General features: G+C 57.6%; 12 protein-coding genes and 4 tRNA genes. All 16 read left to right on the top strand.

Features of this window, described 5'->3' with window-relative positions; all coding sequences use genetic code 11:
• Positions 1 to 60 precede the first annotated feature (60 nt).
• The 16 genes from trxA (at position 61) to ACMGEE_RS20030 (ending at position 13,809) form a co-directional block, all read left to right on the top strand.
• Positions 61 to 393, top strand: coding sequence for a thioredoxin TrxA (gene trxA, locus ACMGEE_RS20105; protein ID WP_125290733.1), 333 nt, complete (start codon positions 61 to 63; stop codon positions 391 to 393).
• A gap of 410 nt (positions 394 to 803) precedes the next feature.
• Entirely contained in the window at positions 804 to 2,063 is a 1,260-nt protein-coding gene (gene rho, locus ACMGEE_RS20100; RefSeq protein ID WP_125290732.1) for a transcription termination factor Rho, read from the top strand.
• Positions 2,064 to 2,375: 312 nt separating this feature from the next.
• A complete protein-coding gene (gene wecA, locus ACMGEE_RS20095; RefSeq protein WP_253457189.1) occupies positions 2,376 to 3,455 on the top strand; it encodes a UDP-N-acetylglucosamine--undecaprenyl-phosphate N-acetylglucosaminephosphotransferase in 1,080 nt (359 codons plus the stop codon).
• Between the two features lie 41 nt (positions 3,456 to 3,496).
• Positions 3,497 to 4,525, top strand: a complete 1,029-nt coding sequence (wzzE, locus tag ACMGEE_RS20090; RefSeq protein ID WP_253457192.1) for an ECA polysaccharide chain length modulation protein — start codon at positions 3,497 to 3,499, stop codon at positions 4,523 to 4,525.
• A gap of 45 nt (positions 4,526 to 4,570) precedes the next feature.
• Entirely contained in the window at positions 4,571 to 5,701 is a 1,131-nt protein-coding gene (wecB, locus tag ACMGEE_RS20085; protein WP_253457195.1) for a non-hydrolyzing UDP-N-acetylglucosamine 2-epimerase, read from the top strand.
• Positions 5,698 to 6,960 (top strand): UDP-N-acetyl-D-mannosamine dehydrogenase, encoded by a 1,263-nt coding sequence (gene wecC / locus ACMGEE_RS20080; protein ID WP_253461189.1) that lies wholly within the window; start codon positions 5,698 to 5,700, stop codon positions 6,958 to 6,960. The genes wecB and wecC overlap by 4 nt, the downstream gene beginning before the upstream one ends.
• On the top strand, positions 6,957 to 7,661 hold the full coding sequence (gene rffC, locus ACMGEE_RS20075) for a dTDP-4-amino-4,6-dideoxy-D-galactose acyltransferase (RefSeq protein ID WP_253457197.1): 705 nt from the start codon (positions 6,957 to 6,959) through the stop codon (positions 7,659 to 7,661). The genes wecC and rffC overlap by 4 nt, the downstream gene beginning before the upstream one ends.
• Before the next feature lie 4 nt (positions 7,662 to 7,665).
• Positions 7,666 to 8,793 carry a dTDP-4-amino-4,6-dideoxygalactose transaminase gene (gene rffA, locus ACMGEE_RS20070; protein WP_301731013.1) on the top strand — a complete coding sequence of 376 codons (1,128 nt, stop codon included), beginning with the start codon at positions 7,666 to 7,668 and terminating at the stop codon, positions 8,791 to 8,793.
• A gap of 1 nt (position 8,794) precedes the next feature.
• On the top strand, positions 8,795 to 10,045 hold the full coding sequence (gene wzxE, locus ACMGEE_RS20065; RefSeq protein ID WP_436830541.1) for a lipid III flippase WzxE: 1,251 nt from the start codon (positions 8,795 to 8,797) through the stop codon (positions 10,043 to 10,045).
• Positions 10,042 to 11,106, top strand: coding sequence for a TDP-N-acetylfucosamine:lipid II N-acetylfucosaminyltransferase (locus tag ACMGEE_RS20060; protein WP_436830540.1), 1,065 nt, complete (start codon positions 10,042 to 10,044; stop codon positions 11,104 to 11,106). Before wzxE ends, ACMGEE_RS20060 begins: the two co-directional genes overlap by 4 nt.
• On the top strand, positions 11,103 to 12,461 hold the full coding sequence (wzyE, locus tag ACMGEE_RS20055; protein WP_253457209.1) for an ECA oligosaccharide polymerase: 1,359 nt from the start codon (positions 11,103 to 11,105) through the stop codon (positions 12,459 to 12,461). The genes ACMGEE_RS20060 and wzyE overlap by 4 nt, the downstream gene beginning before the upstream one ends.
• 15 nt (positions 12,462 to 12,476) lie before the next feature.
• Positions 12,477 to 13,217 carry a lipopolysaccharide N-acetylmannosaminouronosyltransferase gene (gene wecG / locus ACMGEE_RS20050; RefSeq protein ID WP_253457211.1) on the top strand — a complete coding sequence of 247 codons (741 nt, stop codon included), beginning with the start codon at positions 12,477 to 12,479 and terminating at the stop codon, positions 13,215 to 13,217.
• 168 nt (positions 13,218 to 13,385) lie between these two features.
• Positions 13,386 to 13,462, top strand: a tRNA-Arg gene (locus ACMGEE_RS20045).
• Positions 13,463 to 13,536: 74 nt separating this feature from the next.
• A tRNA-His gene (locus ACMGEE_RS20040) sits at positions 13,537 to 13,612 on the top strand.
• A 10-nt stretch (positions 13,613 to 13,622) separates the two neighbouring features.
• Positions 13,623 to 13,709 (top strand) — tRNA-Leu (locus ACMGEE_RS20035).
• 26 nt (positions 13,710 to 13,735) lie between these two features.
• A tRNA-Pro gene (locus tag ACMGEE_RS20030) sits at positions 13,736 to 13,809 on the top strand.
• Position 13,810: the final 1 nt, after the last annotated feature.

Genomic DNA, 13,810 nt, shown 5'->3' with positions numbered 1-13,810 from the left:
GTCAACCTAAGTTGGCAGATTTTACGCCAGGCAGCCAGGCATAATCTTTTGGAGTAAGACATGAGCAGCGATAAAATTGTCCACCTGACCGATGACAGCTTTGAAACCGACGTCCTGAAAGCAGAAGGCTTGACGCTGGTCGACTTCTGGGCAGAATGGTGCGGTCCGTGCAAAATGATCGCCCCGATCCTTGACGAAGTCGCCGAAGAATACGACGGCAAACTGACTATCGCCAAACTGAATATCGACGAAAACCCAGGCACCGCGCCAAAATACGGGATCCGCGGTATTCCTACTTTGCTGCTGTTTAAAGACGGCGAAGTCGCGGCAACGAAAGTGGGCGCACTTTCTAAAGGACAGCTGAAAGAGTTCCTGAACGCGAACCTGGGCTAACCAGCTCTGCTGCTGCGGTGGGCCATATGCGCTCACCGCAGGCGCGAGTCTGCTTCCCGCTTCGGTTTTCTTTTTGCCTCGTTCATATTTTTAGCTCATCGCTAGACGTTTGCCATAGAGCGTGCTAACTTACTTTTACTGCATTACGCACTTACCTGTAGTTTGAATCTAATATTTACTCCTTGTTGAACACTGTTTTCCTCTGAATGTAACAAATGTTCAGCAATCTGACGGTTAGTATCCAGAATTTCCGGCACCTTGTCCTTACCGTCTCCCCGTATCGGATCCGCGTATTCCTGCACGCGATGATCGGGAGTCTGACAAGACAGCCATTAACAGGCATGGATTTTTCGCCATACCATTGACGACAAACATTTCGAGATTTACCCCGAGTTTAAGAACCCACCATTATGAATCTTACCGAATTAAAAAATACGCCGGTTTCTGACCTGATAACACTCGGCGAAAATATGGGGCTGGAAAACCTGGCGCGCATGCGCAAACAGGACATTATCTTCGCCATCCTTAAACAACACGCGAAAAGCGGCGAAGATATCTTCGGCGACGGCGTACTGGAGATATTGCAGGATGGATTTGGTTTCCTCCGCTCTGGAGACAGCTCCTACCTCGCCGGCCCTGACGACATCTACGTATCCCCCAGCCAAATTCGCCGCTTTAACCTCCGCACTGGTGACACCATCTCCGGCAAGATCCGTCCGCCGAAAGAAGGCGAGCGCTATTTTGCCCTGCTGAAGGTTAATGAAGTTAACTTTGACAAGCCGGAAAATGCCCGTAACAAAATCCTGTTTGAAAACTTAACGCCGCTGCACGCTAATTCGCGTCTGCGCATGGAGCGCGGCAACGGGTCTACCGAAGACTTAACCGCACGCGTACTGGATTTGGCTTCGCCAATTGGTCGTGGCCAGCGTGGTCTGATCGTGGCGCCGCCAAAAGCGGGTAAAACCATGCTGCTGCAGAACATCGCGCAGAGCATCGCCTATAACCATCCTGACTGCGTGCTGATGGTGCTGCTGATTGACGAACGTCCGGAAGAAGTAACCGAGATGCAGCGTCTGGTGAAGGGCGAAGTGATCGCCTCTACCTTCGATGAGCCAGCTTCCCGCCACGTGCAGGTCGCTGAAATGGTTATCGAGAAGGCCAAGCGTCTGGTCGAGCATAAAAAGGACGTTATCATCCTGCTCGACTCCATCACGCGTCTGGCTCGCGCCTACAACACCGTGGTGCCGGCTTCCGGTAAAGTGCTGACCGGTGGTGTGGATGCCAACGCCCTGCACCGTCCAAAACGCTTCTTCGGCGCCGCGCGTAACGTGGAAGAGGGCGGCAGCCTGACCATCATCGCTACCGCGCTGGTTGATACCGGTTCGAAGATGGATGAAGTCATCTACGAAGAATTTAAGGGTACGGGCAACATGGAACTGCATCTGGCGCGTAAAATCGCCGAGAAGCGCGTGTTCCCTGCTATCGATTACAACCGTTCCGGTACGCGTAAAGAAGAGCTGCTTACCAGCTCTGAAGAGCTGCAGAAGATGTGGATCCTGCGCAAAATCATCCATCCAATGGGTGAGATCGATGCGATGGAATTCCTCATCAACAAGCTGGCGATGACCAAAACCAACGACGAATTCTTTGACATGATGAAGCGTTCGTAAGTCGGCTGGTCTGCTGGAAAAAAAGAGGGTTGAGCGATCAACCCTCTCTTTTTTTGGCCTGTTTTTGTGCGAATTCACCGCAGAAGCCGGAAAAAGAAGAAAACTCGGGGAACGCCGCGCTCAGACGTGGCGTTTTTCGTTTATGGGCTATACGATGTTGCCACTGGAGAATTAAATTAAAGGTGCGGCGGGCAGGAAATCGGGCGGTGAGGCTGGATTTTTCCCGTGGCACAATGGACATCAGAATCAGACAGCGGTTTGTGGCACAGAAATTGCTATAACACTGGGATTCTTAGCAGAGAGCTGGTTAATGTGAATTTACTCAATATGAGTACTGAGCTTGCTTTAATATTTTTGTTTTCGCTGGTGTTTCTCTTTTTCGCCCGTAAAGCAGCCAAGAAAGTGGGTCTTGTGGACAAGCCCAACTATCGCAAACGTCACCAGGGCGTTATTCCTCTGGTTGGCGGCATCTCTGTTTTCGCCGGCATCTGTTTTAGCTTCGCGGTGACCGATTACTACATTCCCCATAGTCTGCTTTACCTGAGCTGCGCTGGCGTGCTGGTGCTGGTCGGAGCGCTTGATGACCGCTTTGATATCAGCGTAAAGATACGCGCCTGCGTTCAGGCAGGCATCGCCGTGGTGATGATGACCATGGCCAAACTCTATCTGCTCAGCCTGGGCTTTATTTTTGGCCCCTGGGAGCTGATCGTCGGGCCTTTCGGCTACGTGCTGACGCTGTTTGCGGTCTGGGCGGCCATCAACGCTTTTAATATGGTGGACGGTATCGACGGTCTGCTGGGCGGCCTGTCCTGCGTCACCTTCCTGGCGATGGGCATTATTCTGTTCGTGGACGGACAGCAAAGCCTGGCGATGTGGTGTTTTGCGATGATCGCCGCCATTATCCCCTATATCCTGCTTAATCTTGGCGTTTTCGGCCGTCGCTACAAGGTTTTTATGGGCGATGCGGGCAGCACGCTGATTGGCTTTACCATTATCTGGATCCTGCTGGAGGCGACCCAGGGACAAAGCCATCCCGTCACGCCCGTCACGGCGCTGTGGCTGATCGCCATTCCGCTGATGGATATGATCGCCATTATGTATCGCCGCCTCAGCAAGGGCATGAGCCCGTTTTCCGCCGATCGCCAGCACATTCACCATTTGATTATGCGCGCCGGGTTTACCTCGCGGCAGGCCTGCTTTCTGATCACGCTGGCGGCCGCGCTGCTGGCCGGCGTCGGCGTGCTGGGCGAATCGCTGAGCTTTGTGCCGGAGTGGCTGATGCTGGTGCTGTTTTTACTGGCTTTTATGCTCTACGGCTACTGTATTAAACGCGCCTGGCGCGTGGCGCGAATGCTGAAAAGAGTCAAAAGAAGGCTGCGCAAAGCCCGCTAGACCGTTTCGGACCTCTTTACCCTGGACAAGGAATATCATGTATGACGCATCCTGACGTTGCAGAGAACGAGCTGGATATTCGCGGGCTGTGCTGCGCGCTATGGCGAGGAAAGCGGTGGATTATCGGCAGCGCGCTGCTTTTTGCCCTGCTGGCCTGGCTCTGCTCGCTGCTGATCACGCCAAAATGGAGCACCACGGCGGTCACCGATCGTCCCACCGTCAATATGTTGGGCAATTACTACTCGCAGCAGCTGTTTCTGAACAATCTGGACAGCCGCAGCAGCAGCACGCCCATCGTTGCGCCCGCCATTGCGGACGAAGCCTATCAGGAGTTCGTGATGCAGCTGGCGTCTTATGACACCCGCCGCGAGTTCTGGCTGCAAAGCGACTACTACAAACAGCGGCAGAGCGGGCAGGCTCGCGACGATGCCGCGCTGCTCGACGAGCTGATCGCCAATATTCAGTATCAGCCCGGCGATGCGGCAAAAAGCCTGAATGACAGCGTCAAGCTGATCGCGGAAACCGCGCCGGCGGCCAACACGCTGCTGCGCCAGTATGTTGCTTTTGCCGGCCAGCGCGCCGCGCAGCATCTTAACGCCGAGCTGGCAGGCGGCTGGGCCGCCCGCGCTCAGCAGCTGAAGGCGCAGGTGCAGCGGCAGGAAGCGGTAGCGAAAGCCATCTATGACCGCCAGATCAACAGCGTGCAGCAGGCGCTGAAAATCGCGCAGCAGCAGGGCTTCGAGCAGGCGAAAACCAGCACGCCTTCAGAACAGCTGCCCGATTCCGAGCTGTTTCTGCTGGGCCGCTCGCTGTTGCAGGCCCGCCTGGAAAACCTGCAGGCCAGCGGGCCGACCTACGATCTGGACTATGATCAAAACAGAGCCATGCTGAGCACGTTGAATGCCGGGCCGAAGCCGGATAACGCTTTCCAGACCTGGCGCTATCTGCGCACGCCGGAAGAGCCGGTGAAGCGCGACAGCCCACGTCGCCTGTTTATGATGATCATGTGGGGTGCCGTAGGCGCGCTGGTTGGCGCGGGTACCGCTTTGCTACGCCGACGTCGCGGTTAAGCGCCGATTTATAGTTACCTGACAGACGAAGGAAAGAGAACAACAGTGAAAGTATTAACTGTTTTTGGCACGCGCCCGGAAGCGATAAAAATGGCTCCGCTGGTTCATGCACTTGCCCAGGATGGCGAGATAGACGCGCGTCTGTGCGTTACCGCGCAGCATCGTGAGATGCTGGATCAGGTGCTGCAGCTGTTTGCTATCGTCCCCGATTACGATTTGAATATTATGCGGCCAGGCCAGGGGCTGACGGAGATCACCAGCCGTATTCTGGAAGGGCTGAAAGGCGTGTTTACGGAGTTCAGGCCGGATGTCGTGCTGGTGCACGGCGATACCACCACGACGTTCGCAGCCAGCCTGGCGGCTTTTTATCACCGCATTCCGGTGGGGCATGTGGAGGCCGGACTGCGTACGGGCGATCTGTATTCGCCGTGGCCGGAAGAGGCCAACCGCACGCTGACCGGGCATCTGGCGACCTGGCACTTCCCGCCGACGGAAACGGCGCGGCAAAATCTGCTGCGCGAAAATCTGCCCGCCGCGCGCATGTTTGTTACCGGCAACACGGTGATCGACGCGCTGTTTTGGGTACGCGATCGCGTGTTAAGCGACGAGCAGCTGCGTAACGGCCTGGCGACTCGCTATCCCTTCCTTGAGGCTGATAAGAAGCTGATCCTGGTAACGGGGCACCGTCGGGAAAGCTTCGGCGACGGCTTTGAGCGCATTTGCAGCGCGCTGGCCGATATCGCCCGCCGCCATCCCGAGGCGCAGATCGTTTATCCGGTGCACCTGAATCCTAACGTCAGCGAGCCGGTCAATCGTATTCTCAGCGATATCGACAACGTAGTGCTGATCGAGCCGCAGGAATACCTGCCGTTTGTCTGGCTGATGGATCGTGCCTGGCTGATCCTGACCGATTCCGGCGGCATCCAGGAAGAAGCGCCTTCGCTGGGCAAGCCGGTGCTGGTGATGCGTGATACCACCGAACGCCCGGAAGCGGTAGACGCAGGCACCGTCAGGCTGGTAGGCACTGACACACAAAAAATCGTTCGCGAGGTGACGCGCCTGCTGACGGACGAAGAGGCTTACCAATCCATGAGCCGCGCCCATAATCCCTATGGCGACGGCCTGGCCTGCGAACGTATTGTGCAGGCCCTTAAAAACAATCGGATTTCTTTATAATGTTCAATACCATTTCTGTTATCGGGCTGGGCTATATTGGCCTGCCTACCGCTGCGGCTTTCGCCTCCCGCCAGAAAAAAGTGATCGGCGTGGATATCAACACGCGGGCGGTCGAGACGATTAATCGCGGCGACATTCATATCGTGGAGCCGGACCTGGACGTGGTGGTGAAAACGGCCGTGGAGCAGGGCTATCTGCGGGCGACCACCCGGCCAGAGCCGGCGGACGCTTTTCTGATTGCGGTGCCGACGCCGTTCAAAGACGGACACCAGCCGGATCTCGCCTGGGTCAAAGCGGCGGCCGAGTCCATCGCGCCGGTGCTGAAAAAAGGCGATCTGGTTATCCTGGAATCGACCTCGCCCGTGGGCGCGACGGAGCAGATGGCCGAGTGGCTGGCGATGGCGCGCAGCGATCTGGCTTTTCCTCAGCACGCGGGCGAAAAAGCCGACGTGCAGATCGCCTATTGCCCGGAGCGCGTACTGCCCGGCCAGGTGATGGTCGAGCTGATTAAAAACGACCGCGTGATCGGCGGCATGACGTCGCTTTGCTCGCAGAGAGCGTGCGATCTCTACAAAATATTCCTTGAGGGCGAGTGTGTGGTCACTAACTCGCGCACCGCTGAGATGTGCAAGCTGACGGAAAACAGCTTCCGCGACGTTAATATCGCCTTCGCCAACGAGCTGTCGCTGATCTGTGCCGATCAGGGCATCAGCGTCTGGGAGCTGATCGCGCTGGCCAACCGCCATCCCCGCGTCAATATTTTACAGCCCGGCCCTGGCGTCGGCGGCCACTGCATCGCCGTGGATCCGTGGTTTATCGTGGCGCAGAATCCGGTACAGGCTCGCCTGATCCGCACCGCGCGCGAAGTTAACGACAGCAAGCCGCACTGGGTGCTGGAGCAGGTGAAGAAAAAGCTGGCCGAGTGCCTGGTCGCCAGCGACAAACGCCCCAGCGAGCTGACCATCGCCTGCTTTGGCCTGGCCTTTAAGCCCAATATCGACGACCTGCGGGAAAGTCCGGCAATGGAAGTGGCGCAGATGATCGCCGACTGGCATCAGGGCGTCACTCAGCTGGTCGAGCCGAATATTCACGAGCTGCCGAAGGGGATGCCGGAGAGAAGCGTGCTGGTTACGCAGGAAGAGGCGTTACGCCAGGCGGACGTGCTGGTTATGCTGGTGGATCATCAGCAGTTCAAAACCATCGACGTCGAAGGCCTGCGCTCGCGCTGGCTGGTGGATACCAAAGGCCTCTGGCGATGAACGCCACCGCTTTGCCGGGACGCGTCGAACCGCTGACGTGGGAAAACGCGTTCTTCGCTATCAACAGCGCCCTGCTGACCGTCGATCTGCACGAGGCGCCGATCGATGAAGCGTCGCTACGGCAATATGACCTCGTCCAGGCGAAAATCCTGTCGCAGCAGACGGCGGAGCTGGATGCGTTAAGCGCGCTGGGGTTTCGCTTTGTAGAAGGCGAAGCGGATTTCGTGCTGGGTATCGGCGTGGGCGGCAGGCCGGAAGGCATTCGCATTGCCCGTAAGGAACATATTCCGGCGCTGCGCGAGGTAGCCAGCAGCGCTTTTGCCTTCAGCCGCTTTCGCGCGCCCTGGTATAAAGCGGAAGACAGCGGGCGATTCTATGCGCAGTGGGTGGAAAACGCTGTACTGGGGACTTTCGACCATCAGTGCCTGATTGCCGTCAACGACCAGGGCGAACTACAGGGTTTCGTCTCACTGCGCGAGCTGGCCGACGGCAGCGGCAGGATCGGCCTGCTGGCGACGCTGCCTGAGGCGCAGGGACTGGGCGTCGGTCAGCGCATGATCGAGGCCGCCATTGACTGGTGTCGCGCGCGACGCCTGACGCGTCTGCATGTTGCCACTCAGCTTGGCAATCTGCCGGCACTCCGACTTTATCATCGCTGCGGCGGCGTAATTGAACGCACCGCCTGGTGGCTCTACAGGTAATTTTATGATCCCGTTTAATGCCCCACCGGTGGTGGGAACCGAACTTGAGTATATGCAGTCCGCGATGGGCAGCGGCAAGCTGTGCGGCGACGGCGGCTTTACCCGTCGCTGCCAGCAGTGGATGGAAAACCGGTTCGGCAGTCGTAAAGTGCTGCTGACGCCGTCCTGCACCGCCTCGCTGGAGATGGCCGCCATCCTGATCGACATTCAGCCCGGCGATGAAGTGATTATGCCGAGCTACACCTTCGTCTCTACCGCCAACGCCTTTGTGCTGCGCGGCGCGACTATCGTGTTTGTCGATATCCGTCCCGATACGCTCAACATCGACGAAAAGCTGATCGAAGCGGCCATCACCGAGAAAACTCGCGCGATCGTTCCTGTGCATTACGCGGGCGTCGCCTGTGAGATGGATACGATCATGGCGCTGGCGGAAAAGCATAAACTCTACGTGATTGAAGACGCGGCGCAGGGCGTAATGGCTACCTACAAAGGCAAAGCGCTGGGCACGATTGGCCATATCGGCTGCTTCAGCTTTCACGAAACCAAGAACTATACAGCGGGCGGCGAGGGCGGCGCGACGCTGATCAACGATTCGGCGCTGGTGGAAAGAGCAGAAATCATCCGTGAAAAAGGCACCAACCGCAGCCAGTTCTTTCGCGGCCAGGTGGATAAATACACCTGGCGGGATATCGGCTCCAGCTACCTGATGGCCGATTTGCAGGCCGCTTATCTCTGGGCGCAGCTGGAAGAGGCCAAACGCATCAACGAGCAGCGCCTGCGCCTGTGGCAGAACTACTACGACGCGCTGCTGCCCGTCGCCGCCAGCGGACGAATTACGTTGCCGACCCTTGCGGCAGATTGCCAGCACAACGCGCATATGTTCTATATCAAGCTGCGCGATAACGACGACCGCAACGCGCTGATTAACTGGTTAAAAGAAGCGGAAATCCTGGCCGTATTCCACTATATCCCGCTGCATTCGTCACCGGCCGGGCAGCGTTTTGGCCGTTTTCACGGGACGGACCGCTACACCACGGCGGAAAGCGAACGCCTGCTGCGGCTGCCGCTGTTTTACAACCTTTCCGACAATAACCAGAAAACGGTTATCAACTCGCTGCTGAGCTGGTTCTGATATGTCGCTGGCTAAAGCTTCGGTGTGGACGGCAGCGTCCACGCTGGTAAAAATCGCTGCCGGTCTGCTGGTGGTCAAGATGCTGGCCGTGTCCTTTGGCCCGGCGGGCGTGGGGCAGGCGGGCAACTTTCGCCAGCTAATCACCGTGCTGGGCGTGCTGGCTGGCGCAGGCATCTTCAACGGCGTCACCAAATACGTGGCGGAATATCAGCAGCAGCCTGCCCGGCTGCGCGCCTTAACCGGCACGGCGTCGGCAATGGTGCTGGGCTTCTCTACGCTGCTGGCGGTGGTTTTCCTGCTGTTTGCCGAACCGGTCAGCGTCGGCCTGTTTGGTCACGGCGGCTATGCGAACGTGGTGCGGATGCTGGCTTTTGTGCAGGTCGGCATCGCCTGGGCCAACCTGGCGCTGGCGGTAATCAAAGGCTTTCGCGATGCGATGGGCAACGCGCTGTCGCTGATCGCAGGCAGCCTGATCGGCGTGGCGGCGTGGTTTGTCTGTTACTGGCTGGGCGGCTACAGCGGCGCGCTGATCGGCATGGCGCTGGTTCCGGCGCTGGTAGTGGTGCCCGCGGCGCTGTTGCTGGCAAAGCGCGACCATCTGCCGCTGCATTTCCTTAAGCCGCAGTGGCACGGCGACATCGCGCGTAATCTGGGTAAATTCACGCTGATGGCGCTGATGACCGCCGTAACGCTGCCGGTCGCCTGGGTGATGATGCGTAATCTGCTGGCGGCGCACGACGGCTGGGAGCAGGTCGGTCTGTGGCAGGGCGTAACCAGCATCTCGGACGCTTATCTGCAATTTATCACCGCCTCTTTCAGCGTCTATCTGCTGCCGACGCTGGCAAAGCTGACCGATAAAAAAGCGATCTCGCGCGAGATCCGGCGGTCGCTGAGCTTTGTGCTGCCTGCGGTGATGGCGGTCAGCCTTACCGTCTGGCTGCTGCGCGACGTGGCGATCTGGCTGCTGTTTTCCAGCAGGTTCACCGGGATGCGCGACCTCTTTATCTGGCAGCTGACCGGCGACGTTTTTAAGGTAGGCGCTTATGTGTTCGGCTATCTGGTGATTGCCAAAGCCTCGCTGCGTTTTTACCTGCTGACGGAAGTCAGCCAGTTTCTGCTGCTGACGCTGTTTGCCTGGTGGCTGATCCCACTGCACGGCGCTGTCGGCGCGGCGCAGGCCTATATGGCAACCTACATCGTCTATTTTGCGCTTTGCGCTGGCGTATTTTTTCTTTATCAAAGACAAGTATGACAACACTGATCCACGTTCTTGGCTCGCCGATTGAGCACCACAACCAGACCGTTCTGCGGTTTTTTAATGACGTCATGACCCAGGCCGCGCCGTGCAATGAACAGCGCCAGTTTTGGGTCGTGGGCGAACCTGCGACGGCGTTTTCCTCACTGGCTATTCGCTGGTTTAAGGATAAAAAAAGCATTGCTGAGGCAGTAACTGCCCGCGCACAGGCCGATCGACAGACGCGCTTTTTCTTTCATGGCCAGTTCAATCCGACGCTGTGGCTGGCGCTGCTGCTACGCAAAATCCGGCCTGACCAGGCGTACTGGCATATCTGGGGCGCCGATCTCTACGAGCAGGCTGGCGGCCTGAAGTTCCGCCTGTTTTACGCCATGCGTCGTCTGGCGCAAAAGCGCATCGGTCACGTCTTCGCCACGCGCGGCGATATCGCCTTTTTCCAGCAGCGTCAGCCTGCCGTGCCCGCTTCGCTGCTCTATTTCCCGACGCGCATGGCGCAGGTCGCATTGCCTGATGCGCCAAAAAACAGCGAGCTGACCATTCTGGTCGGCAACTCCGGCGATGCCAGCAACCGTCACCTTCAGGCGTTGCAGGAAATCCATCAGCAGTTCGGCGAGCGGGTGAACGTCATTGTGCCCATGGGCTACCCGGCAAATAACGACGCTTATATCCAGCGCGTGCGGGAAGCCGGCGCGGCGCTGTTTGGCGCCAGGCTGAACGTGCTGACCGAAAAGCTTGATTTTACGGCTTACCTGGCGCTACTTGCCCGTTGCGATTTGGGCTACTTTATCTTCGAGCGCCAGCAGGGCATTGGCACGCTGTGTCTGCTGATCCAGGCCAACATTCCGTTTGTTATCAACCGTAAAAATCCTTTCTGGCAGGATCTGACCGGGCAGCAGGTGCCGGTGCTTTTTGCCGGTGATAAACTAACACCGGAGCTGATCGCCGAAACAAAGCGGCAGATGGCCGGAATGGATAAAGCCGCCATCGCCTTTTTCGACCCGGCCTTTGTGGCGGGCTGGCAGCAGGCGCTGGCGCTGGCGGAAGGAGCAACGGCATGATGTTTTCACAGTTTGCAGGCCTGCTGTCGGTCTGGCTGCTGTCGCTGGGGCTGATTTTGACGCTGACCTGGCGAGAGTTTCGGCGCGTGCGGTTTAACTTCAACGTCTTCTTCTCGCTGCTTTTTCTGCTGACCTTTTACTTTGGCTTCCCGCTGACCTGCGTGCTGGTGTTTGGCTTCAATGTGCAGGTGGTGCCTGCGGAGTATTTGCTGCAGGCGATGCTTGCCGCAACCTGCTTCTACGCTATCTATTATGTCAGCTATAAAACCCGGCTCAGGCAGGCGACGGAAAGGCCCGCTCGCCAGGTGTTCACCATCAACCGCGTCGAGGCGCACCTGACGTGGAGCATCCTGGCGCTGATTGCGCTGGGCACGGTGCTGGTGTTCTTTCTGCATAACGGTTTTCTGCTGTTTAAGCTGCACAGCTACAGCCAGATTTTCTCGGCAGAAGTGTCGGGCGTGGCGCTGAAGCGCTTCTTCTACTTCTTTATCCCGGCGATGCTGGTGGTCTACTTCCTGCGTCCCGGCCTGAAAAGCTGGCTGCTGTTCCTGGTGGCTACCGTCGCTTTTGGGCTGCTGACCTATGCGATTGTCGGCGGCACGCGCGCCAACATCATCATCGCTTTCGCACTGTTTCTTTTTATCGGCATCATCCAGGGCTGGATCACGCTGTGGATGCTGGCCGCCGCTGGCGTTGCGGGCATCGTTGGCATGTTCTGGCTGGCGCTGCGCCGTTATAACCTCGACGTCAGCGGCAGCGAGGCGTTTTACACCTTCCTTTACCTGACGCGCGATACCTTTTCGCCCTGGGAAAATTTGGGTCTTCTGCTGCAAAATTACGACAAAATCGAATTCCAGGGGCTGGCGCCCATCGTCCGGGATTTCTACGTCTTTATTCCGGGCTGGCTGTGGCCGGACAGGCCTTCGGTGGTACTGAACAGCGCCAACTACTTTACCTGGGAAGTGCTGAACAACCATTCCGGGCTGGCGATCTCGCCGACGCTGTTAGGCTCGCTGGTGGTGATGGGCGGCGTCTGGTTTATTCCGCTGGGCGCGGTGGCGGTAGGCATGATTATCAAATGGTTCGACTGGCTGTATGCCAAAGGACGTCATGAGGATAATCGCTACAAGGCCGCCATTCTGCAAAGCTTCTGCTTCGGCGCGGTTTTTAATATGATCGTGCTCGCCAGAGAAGGGCTGGACGCCTTCGCCTCCCGCGTGGTGTTCTTCTGCCTGATCTTTGCGGCGGCGGTGGTGGCAGCCAAGCTGCTCTACTGGTTGTTCGACAGCGCGGGCGTAATCCGTGCGCGGCCGGTGCGCCATCCGGGCGCAAAAACAAAACCTGTTAGCCAGTAACTTTAAGGACCTGTCATGGACTCCGCTTTTACGCCGCCGCACTACCCGATCCGCGGCATTACGCTGTTGGGCTTTCGCGATATGGCCGAATTCCTTGATTATCTCTGGCTGGGGGAACGCCTGAAAAGCGGCACGCTGGTGGCTATCAATGCGGAAAAGGTGCTGACGGCGGAAAGCCGCCCGGAAATTCATCGTCTGATCGACGAGGCGGAATATAAGTACGCCGACGGCATCAGTATCGTCCGCTCCATCCGCAAAAAGTATCCGCAGGCTAAGGTTGCGCGTATTGCCGGAGCCGATCTGTGGGAAGGACTGATGGAGCGTGCCGGTCGCGAAGGCACGCCGGTTTTCCTGGTCGGCGGCAAGCCGGGCATTTTGTCCCAGACCGAAGAGAAGCTGAAGCGCCAGTGGAACGTCAATATCGTTGGCTCGCAGGACGGCTATTTCGCGCCTGCCGATCGGGAAGCGCTGTTTGCCCGCATCGCCGCCAGCGGCGCAAAGATTGTCACCGTGGCGATGGGATCGCCGCGTCAGGAGATCCTGATGCGCGACTGCAAGGCTCTCTACCCTGATGCGCTCTATATGGGCGTAGGCGGCACCTACGATGTTTTCACGGGCAACGTGAAGCGCGCGCCGAAAATATGGCAGAGAACGGGCTTTGAGTGGCTTTATCGGCTGATCGTGCAGCCTTCGCGGATTGGAAGGCAGCTCAGCCTGCTAAAATACCTGCGTTATCACCTGCGCGGCGATCTTTAATTAACGGCTTTTAAACGGCCTCATCGGTTAAAAGACAAGCATTAACGCGCTAAAACGCCTGTAGTTTAGACAGAACGCACAAAGCGTAAGCAAACGGAATTTTTTGTGCAAAAAGCACTGGACAGGATCGGCTCGAATCCGTAGTATGCCCATCCGCAACGGCGCTACGCGCCCGTAGCTCAGCTGGATAGAGCGCTGCCCTCCGGAGGCAGAGGTCTCAGGTTCGAATCCTGTCGGGCGCGCCATTAAGTTTGTGCGCAAGAGCTGCGGTGGTAGTATTACCGCGTTAGGTAGTAAAGCAGTACGAGTAACAGGTGTGGTGGCTATAGCTCAGTTGGTAGAGCCCTGGATTGTGATTCCAGTTGTCGTGGGTTCGAGTCCCATTAGCCACCCCAGATTTTGTATGCGAAGGTGGCGGAATTGGTAGACGCGCTAGCTTCAGGTGTTAGTGTTCTTACGGACGTGAGGGTTCAAGTCCCTCTCTTCGCACCACAAAATCTTTAGCAGTACGCAGTTTTCGGCGAGTAGCGCAGCTTGGTAGCGCAACTGGTTTGGGACCAGTGGGTCGGAGGTTCGAATCCTCTCTCGCCGAC

This window comes from Erwinia artemisiae, from assembly GCF_051400835.1.
Lineage (GTDB): Bacteria > Pseudomonadota > Gammaproteobacteria > Enterobacterales > Enterobacteriaceae > Erwinia > Erwinia aeris.
This window is presented reverse-complemented; position numbering and strand designations above follow the sequence as displayed.

What these genes read in the sequence shown, in the direction of transcription:
- trxA (WP_125290733.1), top strand. Translation starts at nt 61, where the DNA reads ATGAGCAGCGATAAAATTGTCCACCTGACCGATGACAGCTTTGAAACC.
- rho (WP_125290732.1), top strand. Translation starts at nt 804, where the DNA reads ATGAATCTTACCGAATTAAAAAATACGCCGGTTTCTGACCTGATAACA.
- wecG (WP_253457211.1), top strand. Translation starts at nt 12,477, where the DNA reads ATGGACTCCGCTTTTACGCCGCCGCACTACCCGATCCGCGGCATTACG.
- wzyE (WP_253457209.1), top strand. Translation starts at nt 11,103, where the DNA reads ATGATGTTTTCACAGTTTGCAGGCCTGCTGTCGGTCTGGCTGCTGTCG.
- ACMGEE_RS20060 (WP_436830540.1), top strand. Translation starts at nt 10,042, where the DNA reads ATGACAACACTGATCCACGTTCTTGGCTCGCCGATTGAGCACCACAAC.
- rffC (WP_253457197.1), top strand. Translation starts at nt 6,957, where the DNA reads ATGAACGCCACCGCTTTGCCGGGACGCGTCGAACCGCTGACGTGGGAA.
- wzzE (WP_253457192.1), top strand. Translation starts at nt 3,497, where the DNA reads ATGACGCATCCTGACGTTGCAGAGAACGAGCTGGATATTCGCGGGCTG.
- wzxE (WP_436830541.1), top strand. Translation starts at nt 8,795, where the DNA reads ATGTCGCTGGCTAAAGCTTCGGTGTGGACGGCAGCGTCCACGCTGGTA.
- rffA (WP_301731013.1), top strand. Translation starts at nt 7,666, where the DNA reads ATGATCCCGTTTAATGCCCCACCGGTGGTGGGAACCGAACTTGAGTAT.